Origin of the sequence: Algoriphagus sp. (assembly GCF_030694375.1) — a bacterium.
GTDB lineage: Bacteria > Bacteroidota > Bacteroidia > Cytophagales > Cyclobacteriaceae > Algoriphagus.
Map to the genome: position 1 here is coordinate 194,274 of NZ_JAUXYL010000023.1, position 16,503 is coordinate 210,776.

14 protein-coding genes are annotated in these 16,503 nt (G+C 43.0%); 3 read left to right on the forward strand and 11 right to left on the reverse strand.

All coding sequences use genetic code 11. The annotated features are described in order from the left end of the window. Positions 1-87: 87 nt before the first annotated feature. From Q8M62_RS08650 to Q8M62_RS08670, 5 genes are all read right to left on the reverse strand, one after another. Positions 88-501, reverse strand: a complete 414-nt coding sequence (locus tag Q8M62_RS08650) for a PIN domain-containing protein (RefSeq protein ID WP_304900585.1) — start codon at positions 499-501, stop codon at positions 88-90. Beyond that, a complete protein-coding gene (locus tag Q8M62_RS08655) occupies positions 485-757 on the reverse strand; it encodes a DUF6364 family protein (RefSeq protein ID WP_304900584.1) in 273 nt (90 codons plus the stop codon). Before Q8M62_RS08655 ends, Q8M62_RS08650 begins: the two co-directional genes overlap by 17 nt. A 317-nt stretch (positions 758-1,074) precedes the next feature. Further along, positions 1,075-3,594: a primosomal protein N' gene (gene priA, locus Q8M62_RS08660; RefSeq protein WP_304900583.1), complete on the reverse strand. Its 2,520-nt coding sequence runs from the start codon at positions 3,592-3,594 to the stop codon at positions 1,075-1,077. Positions 3,595-3,598: 4 nt separating this feature from the next. Further along, a complete protein-coding gene (locus Q8M62_RS08665; protein ID WP_304900582.1) occupies positions 3,599-5,623 on the reverse strand; it encodes a thioredoxin domain-containing protein in 2,025 nt (674 codons plus the stop codon). Positions 5,624-5,782: 159 nt separating this feature from the next. Next, on the reverse strand, positions 5,783-6,760 hold the full coding sequence (locus tag Q8M62_RS08670) for a GSCFA domain-containing protein (RefSeq protein WP_304900581.1): 978 nt from the start codon (positions 6,758-6,760) through the stop codon (positions 5,783-5,785). A 576-nt stretch (positions 6,761-7,336) separates the two neighbouring features. Between Q8M62_RS08670 and Q8M62_RS08675 the strand changes: the two genes are divergently transcribed. After that, complete coding sequence (locus Q8M62_RS08675) at positions 7,337-7,825, forward strand: RNA polymerase sigma factor (protein ID WP_304900580.1); 489 nt, start codon at positions 7,337-7,339, stop codon at positions 7,823-7,825. 11 nt (positions 7,826-7,836) lie between these two features. After that, the gene (locus Q8M62_RS08680; RefSeq protein WP_304900579.1) at positions 7,837-8,430 is read left to right on the forward strand and encodes a hypothetical protein; all 594 of its coding nucleotides are present in this window, start codon (positions 7,837-7,839) and stop codon (positions 8,428-8,430) included. A 95-nt stretch (positions 8,431-8,525) separates the two neighbouring features. Here the strand turns inward: Q8M62_RS08680 and Q8M62_RS08685 are convergent, their stop codons facing one another. The 6 genes from Q8M62_RS08685 to Q8M62_RS08710 form a co-directional block, all read right to left on the reverse strand. Further along, on the reverse strand, positions 8,526-8,954 hold the full coding sequence (locus Q8M62_RS08685) for a DUF1801 domain-containing protein (protein ID WP_304900578.1): 429 nt from the start codon (positions 8,952-8,954) through the stop codon (positions 8,526-8,528). Between the two features lie 2 nt (positions 8,955-8,956). After that, complete coding sequence (locus Q8M62_RS08690) at positions 8,957-9,346, reverse strand: VOC family protein (RefSeq protein ID WP_304900577.1); 390 nt, start codon at positions 9,344-9,346, stop codon at positions 8,957-8,959. Between the two features lie 239 nt (positions 9,347-9,585). Further along, the gene (locus Q8M62_RS08695; RefSeq protein WP_304900576.1) at positions 9,586-9,870 is read right to left on the reverse strand and encodes a hypothetical protein; all 285 of its coding nucleotides are present in this window, start codon (positions 9,868-9,870) and stop codon (positions 9,586-9,588) included. A gap of 129 nt (positions 9,871-9,999) precedes the next feature. Then, positions 10,000-12,072 carry a prolyl oligopeptidase family serine peptidase gene (locus Q8M62_RS08700; protein ID WP_304900575.1) on the reverse strand — a complete coding sequence of 691 codons (2,073 nt, stop codon included), beginning with the start codon at positions 12,070-12,072 and terminating at the stop codon, positions 10,000-10,002. 134 nt (positions 12,073-12,206) lie between these two features. Then, positions 12,207-13,514, reverse strand: coding sequence for a D-alanyl-D-alanine carboxypeptidase (locus tag Q8M62_RS08705; RefSeq protein WP_304900574.1), 1,308 nt, complete (start codon positions 13,512-13,514; stop codon positions 12,207-12,209). Between the two features lie 219 nt (positions 13,515-13,733). Further along, positions 13,734-15,947: a sodium-translocating pyrophosphatase gene (locus Q8M62_RS08710; protein ID WP_304900573.1), complete on the reverse strand. Its 2,214-nt coding sequence runs from the start codon at positions 15,945-15,947 to the stop codon at positions 13,734-13,736. A gap of 224 nt (positions 15,948-16,171) precedes the next feature. On the opposite strand from Q8M62_RS08710, the gene Q8M62_RS08715 reads away from it, so the two are divergent. Then, positions 16,172-16,462 (forward strand): hypothetical protein, encoded by a 291-nt coding sequence (locus Q8M62_RS08715; protein WP_370690548.1) that lies wholly within the window; start codon positions 16,172-16,174, stop codon positions 16,460-16,462. Positions 16,463-16,503: the final 41 nt, after the last annotated feature.

Genomic DNA, 16,503 nt, shown 5'->3' on the forward strand with positions numbered 1-16,503 from the left:
ACTGGGTTTGAAAATTGGTAATTCTGCCTAAATGCTTGAATTATAAGACCTTTGTGTCCTGCTTCTCCGGAAGCAGGATTTTTCCTTTTAAAGCTTTTCCAAAAGCTGAATTGGCGTTAAAACAGGGAGATGAGGTTTGGAGTGCTTTAGAAACTTTTGATCATTTGTAACGATTCCTTCCATTTCAGCATGGCTACAGATAAAATAGTGGATTGCGTCTTCGATATCATCAAATTCTGATTCAATAGCACTTAAAACTTCATATTTGGAACCATCCAAAAAATCAAACCTTCTGGCAATTACCCCGGCAATTTGCTTGGTTACTTCCAGGCCTTTCGCTAGTTCTAGGTAGTAACAACAAGTCTGGAGAACTGAAATGGAAATAAAACCTTGTATTTTCCCTTCTTCGAGTTTTTGCAAGAGTTCGTTCAACTGATCTTGGTTGGGACTTCTTTCCAGAAAAAAATCCAATATCACATTTACATCAAAGAAGATCTTCATAGCCCCACTTTTTAGCTTTGGCTTTGTAGTATTCATCCTTCCAATCCATTCCTTCAGGAAATTCAACCTTGGATTTCGGCAGTGACTTCATGTATTCCACTAATGTCATTCCGTTGGGGAGGGTTGGGCGTGGTTTGATCAAGGTCTCAAAGTGTTCTTGAACCAGGCTTGAGACACTAGTTTCGTGCTGCTCAGCGTATTGTTTGATTTTGTCGAGCAGATTTTCTTCGATGGTGATATTGAGCTTCTTTTTCATAGAATACGTATGAATGCTCTAATGTACGTATAAAGGATTGAAAATGATGTTCTTCTTTCGCTTATTGAAAATGGAAATACAGAGAAAATATTGTAGAGATACAACCTTAGGCTGAAATTGATGAACTGCAACATGCTCATCTAACATTTCCGGAAGCGGGATTTTTTGTACCTCTTCGAGGGTTGAAACCCCGAGAACTTATCAATGGATTTTTAATCCAAAGTACCAAATGGTGAAGATTAAAAATCTTGGGATAGGGCCTCGAAATTGCTCCCGATAGTATCGGGATTTAGAAAATCAAAAATTCCGAGGAGCGGTCAACTAGGATCTACATCTACAATCCATCGCACCGATCGGAACTCAGGTCGAGAATGAAGCTCTTCGAGGATTTTGGCCAGGCTATCTTTAAAAACAGATTGCGTATTGCCGCTTCGATCCAGTTTGATCAGGCTTTCAAACTGATATTGATTCTTGATTCGTGCGATGATCCCTTTTTCCGGGCCGAGGACGATCTTTTTCACCGCAATATTCGCCATCTCACGATGAAGGGCGTGGGCGGCTTTTTCCGAAACTTTAAAATCAGAATGCCTTGTTGTGATTTTCACCAGCTTGACATAAGGAGGATAGTAAAACTTCTTGCGGTCAAACATCTCCTGCCGGAAAAACTCAAAGTAATCGCCTTTGATCACTTTTTCATAGAGGTCATTATCAGGATTTCGACTTTGAATAATCACCTGACCCTGAACTTCTCTTCGACCGGCCCTCCCTGCCACCTGAGTGATCTGCTGATACGCTCGCTCACCGGATCGGAAATCGGGAAAATTCAAGATCCGGTCTCCGTCCCAAATGCCTACTACAGTTACTTTTCCAAAGTCCAAACCTTTGGTAATCATCTGGGTTCCAACCAAAATATCAATCTGCCCAGCTCCAAACTCATCCAACAAACGCTGATACCCATATTTATTTCGAGTCGTGTCGAGATCCATTCTTCCCATTCGAGCTTCGGGGAAAAGCAAACTTAGCGATTCCTCGATTCGCTCAGTCCCCATTCCCATAGTTGTCAATTGCGTACTTCCACATGCAGGGCAGGATTGAGGTACTTTTTCCTTGTATCCACAGTAGTGGCAGCGCATTTCTTCCGCAAACTGATGGTAAGTCAAACTCACATCGCATTGCACGCATTGCCCTGTCCAACCACAATCTTCACACTGGATGTAAGGGGAGTAGCCTCGGCGATTTTGGAAGATTAAAACCTGCTCCTGATTATCTAAAGCTGCTTGGATCTTCTCCCGCATCATGCGGGTGGAGTCCAGTTTAAGCAAGTTTTTTTTTCGATCTCCGGCTAAATCAGCCAAATGATACTGCGGCATCGTGGCATCCCCAAAGCGGTGATTGATTTCCACATAGCCATATTTACCCTGATTGGCATTGAAAAAGGACTCGAAAGATGGAGTTGCCGAACCTAAAAGTGTTTTTGCCTGATGGAAATAAGCCAACATCGTCGCTGCATCCCGGGCATGGAACCTCGGCGCAGGATCAAACTGCTTGTAGCTGGGTTCGTGCTCCTCATCGATGATAATCATCCCCAAACTGTCAAATGGCAAGAATATCGATGAGCGAACCCCCACGACAAAAGAAAATCTCCCACTCAATACGCCATTCCAAACTTCGACTCGTTCATTGTCGGAATATTTGGAATGGTAAACGCCCATTTGGGAACCAAAGACCTTTTTCAGTCGACTCACAATCTGCGTAGTGAGTGCAATCTCAGGCAAAAGCAACAGTACCTGCGAACCGCTGTCCATTACTTCCCGGATGAGTTGGATGTAGATTTCGGTTTTGCCGCTACCTGTTACGCCATGCAATAGAACTGTTTGCTTGCTTTCAAAATGTGTTTTGATCTCTTCGAAAGCTGCCTGTTGAGTTGTTGAAAGTTGTGCTGGTTCTTTCTCCGGTTCTTCCTCAGGAAGTCGATTTACCACGACTTTGAAAGACTCGAAAATCCCGTTTTTGATCAGGGTTTTAAGTGAGCTTTCAGAATCACCTTCCTCTAAAAGCCTGGCTTTATCGACGCCATTTTCATTGAGCTGGGGTTTTTGGAAAACAGGAATGTCGCGTAAATACTTCAGCAAAATGGATTCCTGCTTGGGTTTGCCTTGAACGCCCTCAAAGACAGCCTCCAAAGCAGTTCTATTCGAAGCTATATCACCCGTCAGTCGAATTCTGGTTTCAACTTTTGGAGTATATTTTTCCAAAACTTTCTCGTAAACCAAGATGGCTTCTTTAGCAACAAGACTTTTCAGAATCGGATGAATGGTCTTTACACCAAGGATCTTTTCGCAGTCTTCGTAGCTGATTTCCTCGGTTTTCTCCAAAGCTTCCAGGATTTTTTCTTCCCGGAAGTCTAGTGGGTATTTGCTTTCCTCTCGGTCAAAGTTCGGGTTGAGCTGAATTTTACTTTCGCTCGAAAGCCGCAATCCTGAAGGAACGGCAGCATGCATCACTTCACCGATATGGCAGCAATAATACTCCGCCATCCATACCCAAAAACGGATTTGAAGCGGATTGACGCTGGGTTCGATGTCGAGGACATCTAAAATCGGCTTGGCTTCGTAGGCCTGAGGAGGCTTGTTGTGCACCTTACCGATGATGCCAGTCAGGACTTTCTTCTTTCCAAACTGCACCATCACCCGCGATCCGATTTGAATCTGGGATTTTAGATTTGTCGGAATTTTATAGGTGAACATCCTCGGAATCGGGACGGGCAGGATGATATCGGCGAAATTATTCCCGCTGTCTTTTCCTAAAAATTCATGATCTCCAAACAGGCTTTCCACCAAATCAGGCTAAATATGGTAATTGAGATGCTGCTTCTTCCAATGTACTCACCGGTTTTCGGCATGCGTGATCGAAGCAAACATAAATTAAAGCATTTCCACTTGAATCGGGTGTTTTGCCCTGTAGAATTGGGGCAGTTTGTGTCAAAGTTTCTGACCAGCCAACAATTAGATTCGGAAAATAGGATGTTTGAATTTCCCGGGCTTTTGTTTCAGCGCCTTTTCCCACGATTCCGATTTCGGCGGTTGGCACCAAGCTTTCCAGATAAAAATGTGCCCAATTGCAGAGAAAACCAGGTTCTTTGATGATCAGCTCCTTCATTCCTCCCAGCATTTTGGAGGCGATTTCCGAATATTTTTCTTCATAGGTGAAAAGCGAAAGTCGGTGTAGGTTTCTTGCCATCACAGAGTTGGAGGCAGGAATTACATTGTCAAATAGCTCCTTTTTGTTGGCAATGAGTTTTTCTGCTTTTGGATTGTTGAAAAAGAAAAAACCATCACTTTCATCGTAAAACTCAGCAATGCAAAAATCAGCCAATTGCTGTGCAAAGTCCAGCCACTCTGACTTTCCACTAGCCTCAAATCCCATCAAACTCGCTCGAATCACAGCCGCATAATCTTCCAGAAAGGCTGGAGTATAAGCTGTTTCGTTTTTATAGGTTCGGTGTAAAATCCCATTCACGATCATTTTTTGCTGAATGAAATCCAGGTTATCCATAGCCAAATCAAGCATTCGTTTTTCTCCCGTTGCATAGAAAGACTGAATCAGTCCGGCTGACATCAATCCGTTCCATCCTGCCAAAACTTTATCATCTTTACCGGGATAAATTCGTTGATTTCGGACTCGGAGCAGTTGAGCTTTGACTTGTTTCAGCTTTTCCAAAAGTGCTATTTCGGTCATTCCAAACTCTGCTGCAACTTCGCCATAAGACCGAGTTTGGAACAGAATATTGACCTCCTCTTCCCAATTTCCATTGGGTTTAAGGTTGTAGAGTTTACTCAGCCATGGCATCTCATATGGGACGATTTCAGTCAATTCGGAATAAGTCCAGGTATAAAATTTCCCCTCAACTCCCTCGCTGTCGGCATCTTGGGCTGCATGGAAGCCACCCTCTTCTTGAAGCATTTCAGCTTCCAACCAGTTGACGGTTTCTTGGACTTTTTCCAGAAAAAAGGAATCCTTGCTTGCCTGATATGCTTTTGCGTAAAGTTCAAGCAGCTGTCCGTTGTCATAGAGCATCTTTTCAAAGTGCGGTGCAAACCATTCTCCATCGACAGAATAGCGCGCAAATCCACCCCGAAGCTGATCGTAGATTCCGCCCATTCCGATTTTCCGAAGGGTGAAAAGGACCTTTTCCTGCAAGTTTTCATTTTTGTTGAGCAAGGCATAATCCAGCAAAAAACCCCAAATCGCAGGCATAGGAAACTTAGGAATTCGGTTCATGCCTCCCCACTCCGGATCAAACTGAGCGCTGAGTTTGGCGACGATTTCCACTAAATCATCCGCATCCAAATCTGCGTTTCCAGCCGAAATTCCGTATTTATCGGTTTCTTTTCGATTGAGACTTCTCCCAAAGCCTTCCGCACTTTCCGCTAATTGATCGGCATGTTTTGTGTAAGCGTCAGCGATATTGGCTAGAAGCTGCTTCCATTTAAGATTTGGAAAATAGGTGCCGCCATAAAAGGGTTTTTGATTGGGCATCAGAAAGACATTCAGTGGCCAACCTCCCTGAAGGCCCATTGCCTGCACCGCATCCATGTAAATATTGTCTATATCCGGTCGCTCTTCCCGGTCGATCTTGATGCAGACAAAGTGCTCATTCATCAGGTCGGCGGTGATTTGATCTTCGAAACTTTCCCGCTCCATCACGTGGCACCAATGGCATGCTGAGTAGCCAATCGATACGATGATCGGTTTGTTTTCCAACTCAGCTTTTTTGAGTGCTTCCTGTCCCCAAGGAAACCAATCTACAGGATTATGGGCGTGCTGAAGGAGGTAGGGGGATTGGGAATGTTGGAGACGGTTCATTGGGTTTGGAGGCTGGGATGTCAGGAGGTTGGGAAGCTTAAGTGATCCAAGTTGGAAAGGGTAAGTAGTAAAAGGTGGTTCTATTTCGGTATTGACAGTGAATTGGTGAAATTCCCCCTTTTAAAGGGGGTTAGGGGGATTTTTCTTCAATCAAAGATTTTAAACAACCAATAGCTTGGCTTTTATTTCTTGAATCTCCCTTGAAAAATCAAATTCCCCGTTCAATCGTTCCAGTTTGCCAAGTAAGTTTTGAAGGAATTTTTGATGGGAAGCACTTTCGGGATTGAAAGGTCGGTGGGCCAGTTCGAGTTGGACTTTTTGAATTTCAGCAACTTTGGATTGGGTTTCCGGTGAGAAAACCGTGCTTTTCCACTTCTCCCAGATGTAGTTTTCGGCTTCCTCGGTTGGGTGAATCCGGTCAGTTTTATAGAAGCGATAATCCCGCAGTTCATCCATCATAATTTCATAGGCCGGGAAATAGCTGACAGCCTCCATTCTACGCTCCAAATTGGCGCAGAGGACCCGAAGCATGCTTTTGCTCAGTTGATTTTCGGGGATTCCGTCTTTGATATGCCGAACGGGACTTACCGTCAGGATTATTTTCAGATTGGGATAGACTCTGGAAAAATTATCCAGGACATGCCAAAGACCCATTTCCATGTCTTCAAGTTTGGAAAGTGATTTCTTAAACAGTTTCTGAGGCTGCTTGTGGCAATTGGCCACTCTGCCGAAGGTTTCGTGCTCATAAATCCATGCGGTTCCCAAAGTCAGAATCAAGTGGGTTCCTTGCTCGAGATAGGTTTTGCACAGCTTTAGTCGCTGATCGTAATTTTCTTTCAGTTCGTGGGCTGTCTTTCCAACAACATCTGAATGGGTGGAAAAATGGAGAAAAAGCCCTTCCATTTCCAAGATTCCTTCTTCGTCTAAGGGATCATTGAAAAGCGCATGATCCAGCAAATCAGATAGATTAAGCGGATGAAATATGGTACCGAATGGATTAACCAAAACATCGAATTTGGCATCGAGCATCTTTTGACCTATGGTCTGAGCAAAGCAAGAACCCATGCTCAGGATCTTTGATTTGTGAGCGATTGGAAATGGAGAGGGTTGGATTTCAAAAGACGTATACCAATTCATGACTTGAAGTTAAGGATTCCCAAAAGTTGATTTTCGATTTTTTTTAAAGGTTCCCACAGATTCCCACAGAAAAAGACACAGATTTAAACAGATTTTTTAATAGGTTTTAAAGCTCTTTTTGCAGAAATGTACATTTGATGAATGATTATCAGCTTCTTTTCCAGTCGATTAATTTAACCAATAAAACTAAACTCAAATTCTAAAATTATGGATCTCTTCGCCTTCACGCCGTGGCGTGGTCGCCTGTGCTGAGCGTAGTCGAAGCATCTGTCTCCAGGCTTCCGGCCAATCCATAGAGATATTTGCACCGAGAAAAATGGCTTTCATCTAAATTATCCCTGGTTTTTTTAATTAAAGTTTATTTATATTCTTTTAGCTTCACTTACCCTAATAATGGCAGGATTGAGTTCCAGTTGAAATGTGCTGTGGACTGTCGACAGTCGTCTGTTGACGTGTATCCGCATTATAAATACCCCAAATCTAATTCACATGCATCAGTGCGGATACAAAAAATAAAGTTTGTGTTGCGTGTGATTTTTTAAGCGAAGCAAAGACTAATTGATCAAAAGCTAATTCATGAACCGCGAGGACGAATTCATTTATCTCATCCAACAAAACCAGGGCTTGATCTACAAGATCACCACGATCTATACACGCGATAGGGAAGAGCAGAAGGATTTGTATCAAGAGATCGTCTACCAAACCTGGAAGTCCTTTGATCAATTCAAAAAGGCTTCCAAACCAAGTACCTGGCTTTATCGAGTTGGGATGAATACGGCAATCACGAATCTTAATCGAACCAAGAAAAGGGTAACTGCAGTACCATTGGACGGATTGGATTTGGATTTTGCAGATGATCTGGAGTCTGGATTAGAGAAGCGACTTAAAGCCCTCTATGCCGAAATCCGAAAGTTGGGACTGCTGGACAGGGGGATTGTTTTCCTTTTTCTGGAAGGAAAAAGCCACGATGAAATCGCCGAAATCGTCGGAATCAGCAGTAGCAACGTCGGGACTCGCCTATCTCGAATCAAAGACAAGCTCAGAAAAGGAGTCAAAACTCACTAAATCAACGAAAAATGGAACTCGAAGAAATGAAATTATTATGGACTGATCTCAGTCTGAAAGTGGAAAAACAGGACAAAATTCAGAAAGAACTTCTAATGGAAATCACAAAACAAAAATTCAGAGACAAATTAAACCATATCCGGGTTCCTGAAATTCTTGGTTCATTAGTCTGTGTGGGTTATGCCATGTATTTACTTTCCAGATTTTCAGACTTTGAACTCTGGTATAATCAAGTTTTTGCCCTGATTACTGTTTTTATAATGATTGCCCTTCCCGCAGGGAGTTTGACGGCGTTGAAAGGGATGCGGAATTCACGGATCGATTCAGAAACTCCTTCCGCAATTTTGGAGAAGTTCATCAAAAGCAAAATTCGATTCTGGAATGTCCAACGCTATGGGATGATTCTGGGAGCAATAGTAATGATCATAATTTTACCTCCATTGGCCGAGTTGAAAGGCTCAGATGAAATTATTTCCAATCCTAAGTTTTGGCTGCTTTACGTTCCCGGAGTTTTTACATTAATGTTCTTTTTCTCCAGATGGACTTTGAAAAAGTATCGTGGAGTTATTGATACTTCTGAAAAAATGCTTCAAGAGTTGAAATAAATTCGCTTAGGAAGTTAGCATTTTAAGGCTGGTCAATTGTTGATCAGCCTATTCACCATTTTAAGCAAAGTCACAGCTAGAATGAAGGAAGTTCATCATTTGGGCATTGGATATTTTTCCTTCATAAAGTCATAAGACTTTTTGATCAGATCACGCAGAACTTCCTCATTCAGGTCAGAAAGCTTGTTGAAGTAGATGCAGGAAGCTCCGGTTTTGTGTTTGCCGAGATTAGCCATGAGTTCCTCAAATTTCGTCTCCATGCAGCCAAGCAGGTAAAGTGAAATAGCGGCCTTTCGTGGAGCAAAACCAGCGATGAGAAACTCACCTTTTCTTCCGCTTTCGTAGTGGTATTGGTACTTTCCAAATCCCACGATCGATTCTCCCCACATCACAGCTTTCTCACCGGTAACATCTTCCATGATTTTTTTCAGGGAAAAAGAATCTGCCCGCTTTTGAGGATGTTCGGTGTTGTTGAGGAAATCATCCACTGAAGCGTCGGTTGGTTGGGTTTTATTTTCTGCCATGCTTAAATCTCGTAAAGTTCTATCGGTAAATCGTCCGGATCAGCGAAAAAAGTGAAGCGCTTACCGGTATGTTCGTCTACTCGAATGGGTTCAGGGTTAATTCCTGATTTGACCAAAAAGGCGATAGATTCTTCGATGTTTTCCACTGCGAAAGCAAGGTGCCGCAATCCACACGCTTCAGGTCTTGAAACCCGCTTAGGAGGATCAGGAAATGAGAAAAGCTCGATCAGATAACTTCCGTTTAATTCCAAATCCAATTTATAGGATTGCCGCTCTGCTCGGTAAACTTCTTGGATAATGTTAAACCCTAAAATTTCAGTATAGAACCTTTTTGACCGCTCATAATTGGAGCAAATGATGGCGATGTGGTGGAGGGATGTAAGATTGAGCATTTTGAAAATTGAAAGATTGGGGAATAACTTGAATTCAAGTTTGCAATTTTGCAGACTTACATTTGTCCGCTTGTGGAAAATTTTTTTGTCGCAAAAATGGCCGTATAGAGGGTTCCATACAACAGAGGAAGTTTTTGAATTAAAAATTTGATTTTGAAATCCAAAGTTTTTAGGATCTACTTAAAAACTTAACTTTTGATTCTCCCTTCAAAAATGTCGGTTTTGCTTCAAAAATATTACTACTTTCTCCACTGATTTAAACTTTTTCTTTGTACCATCACAGTTTCAAGATTAGCGTCATCGATCACAGGGCCAGTGAGTAGGAATTTTGAAAATTCCACCTTTGGTTGATCAGCTTCTTTTTTTAGCAATAAATCAAGTTTTTTGGACAATTGAATCTGGTCGTCTAATGAAAGGTTTTTTGCAAGATTCAAAATCTTTGAAATACTTGGTTTCTCGGCTAATTTATAAACGGAAGGATTGGATTCCTTAACCATGTCTATTTGCTTTTTCTTAGTTCCCATGCTATGAATAAATAGAAATTGTTTCTCTTTTTTACTACTTACTTTTCACCATTTACAATCGTTAAACTCGCTTCTCAAATCTTGCTACTTGTGTCTAGCTACCTGATACTTTTTTCTCCCGTCTTCCAGCTAATTTTCCATCAAATGCTTTTTCAGGAAATCTGCCGTGGCCTGATGCACGCGAACCATATTGCTCCATTTCATCCAGTGATGCGTATCTCCGGGGATAAAAATCGATTCATACGATTTGTTCATTTCCTCAAATCTCCGGATCAGATCGGTGGTTTGACTCACGTTGACATTGCGGTCATCGTCGGAATGAATGAATAACACAGGGCTGGTCCAAGTGCCCAAATCAGCCATCGGCGATGACTTCCATGCGATCTCCTTGGCTTTTTCATAATCAGGAGCGACCTCATAGCCATCGGGTAATTCATAACGGCTATCCAAATCATGAACGCCATGAATGTCCACGCCGACTTTGAAAAGTTTGGAGTCCCGCGCCAGGGCCAAGGCGGTTAAATATCCTCCATAGCTGCCTCCGTAGATCCCGATTTTCTCCGGATTCACCTGAGGCAAAGCAGCCAGAAATTCTCCTCCTGCTTCGATGTCCTGATATTCGACAGCTCCCTGATAGTAGCCATTTGCCGGTCGATGAAATTCATAGCCATAGCCGATTCCCAATCGGTAATTGACCGAGAGCACAACAAATCCAAGTTCTGCCAAATATTGATTCAGGGCATAGGCATTGGAGTAGTAATCCATGTAACTCCAGCCCAACAGCATCTGCCGCTGCGGTCCGCCATGAACGAAGACGATGCCCGGCTTTTTGGCCAATCCCCCGTCCTTTTCAAAGAGTTGACCATATACTGTGGTACCGTCAGGAGCGGTGAATTTCACCTGCTTTGGCGTGACTAATTTGGAAACAGGGAAATCAGCCGGGAGAGAATTTTCCTGCAGCAGTCTGGTGGAAGTTCCGTCTTTGATCGCTACCAAATGAGAGCGTTGAGGAGTTGCGGAGAAGAAGGCAAGTGTTCCCTTTGTACCTATTGCAACAGGATATGCCTCGATTCCCGAACCGGAGGTTTCCCAAGTGAGTTTTTTGGAAGTCAGATCAACAGCACCAATATGTCTCCGATCCAAATCCTTTTTATCAGGACCGGAATTGGCTGAAAAGACCAGTTTTTTTCGATCTGAACTTATTTTCACTTGCTCGACCATGAAGTTTCCAGGAGTCAGGATTTGAGTTTTTCCCGAAGGGATATCCAAAGAATAGAGATGTTGCCAGCCGTCTTCATAGGATTGAAAGACCAATTCAGAATTGCCGGAAAAGTCGAAAAATCCGGGGGAAAAGGAGCCTCGAAGCGTTTCAGGAGCTTTCCAAAGTTTCTTTCCTTCACCAGATGCCACATCGGCAATCCAGATTTCCCAGGGAATGTGTCGTGGTTCGAGTAGGGGAAAAGCAGCACCTTCACCTCCTCTATTTCGGATAAAGGCGATTTTGGTTCCGTCTGGGGACCATTTAGGATTAGAATCCCGATGAAAAGATGCCTCCAAAAACTGTATCGGAGTATTCTCATCACGATAAATTCCTAAAAGCTGATGTCCTCCGCGGTTAACTGTAAAAGCAAGGCTATTGCCGTCGGGGGAGAAAACTGCAGAATTCACTGTTCCTTTGATTTGGAAAAGTTGTGCAGGAGCCGTCATTCCAAGAAGATCTGCTGACCAAATTTGGCCACCTTTCAAAAAGACCATCAGGTTTGGCGTTCCTAAGCTGAAGTTATCCCCTTCAATTTCTTGGTCAAACATTCTGGAGAGTATATTGAAAGCATAGATTTCCACTTTTGGAAGTTTGGGGAGATTTTGGGCATTCACAGTCGAGGAAGCATTTCCACCTCCATGATCTCCACCACGAACGAAGACAAGGTATTCACCATCTGGAGAAAATTGGAGGCTACTGATTTCCTGGCCATCATCTTCGTTGAATCCGGTAAGTTTTTCAGGAATGAAATCAGGACCTTTTGCCCAATAGACATTTCGTTTTCCTTCCTCATTCATAGCCCACGCGATGGCTTCCTCGGTGGGAGAGGAGACGAGTTCGGAGGGGAAACTGAACTTCCCGACCTGCTCCATGGTGAAAGATTGGGAGAAAATCGAGTGGGAAACAAATAGAAATAGGAAAAATAGGAGGAGTTGTTTCATTTTTTTGAGTGAAAATTTTGATGTGAATTTCCCTGTTTTTCAAATAATCCAAACATTGTCTGGATTATTTGAAATTAGAATTGATAGGTATTTTGAATTAGTGAGACGCTGACTCACTAAATCAATATTGAAGATTAATATTTATCATGAATAAAATATAGAACCTTTTGTAGTTCAGTTTTCAGGTCGTTGGCAGGAATCGCATAATTATTCATCAGGCAGGAGAAGTGAAGAATCTTTCCGCTCTTGGTGATCAGATAACCACTGAGTGAATTAGCCATGCTTAGACTTCCTGTTTTTGCGTAGATGTATGGCACTTGACCCTCGTCGGCTTTGTACCAATTGCGGATCGTACCGGATTCACCGCCTGCCGGGAAATAGGCCTTGATCTTCTCCAGCGGTACCGCCTCTCGTATTTTTCCTAATAACGCAATGATCGATTTTGGGGTAAACATATTTCTCGACGATAACCCTGACCCATCGTACCAGATCACCTCATCGGGTAACTCGCTCAATAAATTTTCCTTTGCATAACTTATCGCATCTGCCGGACTAAGTGAATTCGTCAGTTGATCAGAAACCAACAGCATCAATTGTTCAGCGAGGAAATTATCGCTGATTTTCATCATCTGCGAATAGATGCTGTCTACCGAATGAGTCTGAAGTTTCATTGGATCGAGTTTCAAATACGATTCATTTTTGATCACCTCAACTCTTTTTCCGAGTAATTCTAAAAGCATCACCGCAGACATTTCTGCCGATGTGATAAATGGAATATCGGTCACAAATGCTTCGTCGACCTTTTCATTGCTGATTTGGTAAGAAAACAGGTTGGAAAAACGTTCTCTTCTAAATTGAAAGCCCTGCCAATTTTCATTGTCCTTTCCTGAGAGACTAGTCCTGAATCGCTCGGGAATTACGGTAATGCGCTGTTCCTCTTTAGCTTTTTCAAACCGAACCACATTCCCGTACATAGGAAATGCTGACCGCTCAGTGGCATAGTATGCATTGTACCAATCCCAAGACCATCCCGGCCCAAAAGCTGCCACTTGATCAAAGTTGTCCAGCAAATAAAGGTCTTTTTTAGAGCTTTTCAGAAACTCCAGCACCTTGTCATTTTTCAAATCCGGATGAAGAAAACTGGGATCTCCGGTACCCCAAAAAATCAAAGAATCTCCCTGCTCCAAATAATTCAAACCATTGACCAAACCATCTCCAAGGATGGAATAGGAGGCATAAAACGTGAACAGTTTGGTATTGGAAGCTGGGATAAAGTATTTGTCTGAGTTGATCGCTACCAGGGGCTTGTCCTTTCCGGGATCGACAAGCATAAAACCCAAGTGGCCTTTGTCAAAGACCTCAGATTTTTTGATTGAAGAATTGATTTTTTGAACCGTGCAGGAGGAAAGGGCGATGAGTAGGCCAAGGAGTATTTTCTTCATAAACGGAAGTTAATTGTTCCCACAGATAATCACAGAAAAATGCACAGATTTTCACAGATTGACCCATTTCTTAAATTTAGAATCCTTGGGTTTAATTGGAATCTGCAAGCGTTCAGACCTGTCAGGTTTTGAAAATCTGACAGGTCTTTTATATCGAAAAATAAAAAAAACCGCCCCTGTTGATCAGAGACGGTTTAGCATTTTGGTTGATTGGTTAAATTATCTCGTAATTGTGATGGTCTCAGTTTCGACTTTTTTGCCATCCACGATTTTGATTTCTTTTTTCACTTCTTTCTTCACGACATTCTCAGCCAATGGGCTGTGGGTTCCTTCGGAAATGTGGGGAGCAATAACAAGGGCGACGATTGACATCAATTTGATCAGGATGTTCATAGATGGTCCAGAGGTGTCTTTGAACGGATCTCCTACGGTGTCACCAGTTACAGAAGCCTTGTGTGGTTCTGACTTTTTGTAGTACATCTCACCGTTGATTTCCACGCCTTTTTCAAATGACTTCTTGGCATTATCCCAAGCTCCACCTGCATTGGATTGGAAAATTCCCATCAACACACCGGAAACTGTCACACCTGCAAGTGTGCCACCCAATACTTCCGGGCCAAATGCAAAGCCAATGATGATTGGGGAAAGCAATGCGATTGCTCCCGGGGCGATCATTTCGCGAATCGATGCTTTGGTGGAGATCTCCACACACTTCTCGTATTCAGGCTTAGCCTTATACTCCATAATGCCGGGAATCTCTCTAAACTGACGTCTCACTTCATTCACCATATCCATCGCAGCACGGCCCACTGCCGCGATACAAAGGGAGGAGAATATAAACGGAATCATACCGCCGACAAAGAGTCCTGCAAGGACAGGCGCTTTGTAAATGTCAATCGCATCGATTTTAGCAATTCCTACGAATGCTGCAAACAATGCCAATGAAGTCAAAGCTGCTGAAGCAATCGCAAAGCCTTTACCTGTAGCTGCAGTAGTATTTCCAACAGCATCCAAGATATCAGTACGACCGCGAACTTCCTCAGGAAGCTGGCTCATTTCGGCAATACCACCCGCATTATCAGCAATTGGCCCGAAAGCATCAATTGCCAACTGCATGGCAGTAGTAGCCATCATACCTGCTGCGGCGATTGCTACTCCATAAAGACCTGCAAATTCATAAGCTCCATAAATACCTCCTGCCAAAACAAGAATTGGAAGAACGGTAGATTCCATTCCTACTGCCAAACCACCGATGATGTTGGTTGCGTGACCGGTTCCTGATTGCTTGATGATTGATAAAACTGGGCGCTTGCCCATAGCTGTGTAATATTCTGTGATGATGGACATCAATGTACCGACCACTAGACCTAAGATGATCGCGTAGAATACATCCATGTTGGTGAATTCATAGCCTCTGATAGAAAGTGTCTCAGGAAGCATGTATTTCACCACGAAGAAAGAGGCTATACCTGTAAATACGATCGATGACCAGTTTCCCATGTTCAAAGCTTTCTGCACGTCGCCTTTTTCATCTTTGATCGTAACGAAAGCCATTCCCATGATGGAAAAAACGATTCCTAAACCTGCCAAAACCATTGGAAGCAAAATCGGAGCGATACCTCCAAAGTTGTCAAGTGATACAATTTCTCTTCCCAGAACCATAGTGGCCAGAATTGTGGCTACATAGGAACCGAACAAATCTGCACCCATTCCGGCAACGTCACCGACATTGTCTCCAACGTTATCTGCGATTGTGGCAGGGTTTCTTACATCATCTTCAGGGATTCCTGCTTCCACTTTTCCTACCAAGTCAGCTCCGACATCGGCAGCCTTGGTATAGATACCTCCGCCCACTCGGGCAAAAAGGGCAATGGACTCAGCTCCAAGTGAGAATCCGGCCAACACTTCCAGGACTTTTTCCATTTCCAGGCCATTAACTCCAGCACCAGTGCTGACCACAAAAACTTGATAAAGGACGATAAACAAGGATCCGAGACCTAAAACTGCCAAACCTGCTACTCCAAGACCCATTACCGAACCACCGGTAAAGGAAACCTTTAATGCATGTTTCAGGCTAGTACGTGCAGCTTGAGTTGTTCTTACATTGGCTTTGGTTGCGATTTTCATCCCGATATAGCCTGCAAAGGCAGAAAGGAACGCGCCAATGATGAAGGATATGGCGATCGTAGGATGTGAGGTCTCCACCAGCATCCCTGACCAGCCTAATACTATGGCGGCAATAACTGCGAAATACGAAAGCACTTTCCACTCCGCTCTCAAAAATGCCATGGCGCCATCGGCTATGTAGCCGGCAAGCTCGACCATGTTTTTGTCTCCGGTGTCTTGTTTGACTACCCAAGCAGATTTGATGGCCATGACAATCAGGCCAACTACCCCAAGTGCGGGGACCATATAAATCAACGCTTCTTCCATATTATCTTTTGATTCGATTTGGGTTTTTGAAAATTAATTGGGCAAATATAGAATTAATCCAATACCAGCCAACTGGAATGAGAAATTGGAGATTTCGCAGATTTTTGAAATCAACCAGAGGTTGCGTAGTTGTTTGAAATTCAGTTCTTTGTCGAAAACCTTACTTTTCCATTGAAATCCTTCTAGTTAAATTTTTAATTTGATTTCTGAAAAAGAGTTGAAATATGAAAAACGAACTGGCATTTACCTTCTTGAAAATGGATCCGGAGAAAGAGTTGTTTGGCCCTGAGCTTTTAGCACTTTGGTATGATGGTAAGGGCGATTGGAAATCTGCACATGATCAGGTAGATCACCTTTCTGGAAAAAGCGCGGCTAGAGTCCATGCCTATCTCCATCGAAAAGAAGGCGATCTATGGAATGCAGATTATTGGTATTCAAAGGCAGGGGAAAAGCGACCAATTTTAAGTTTAGAAGAGGAATGGAGGGACTTGGTGGAGAAGTTCTTAAGGGTGTAAAATGAAGCATCCTGCCTAGATTTCGAATTCTGAGGGGTTAT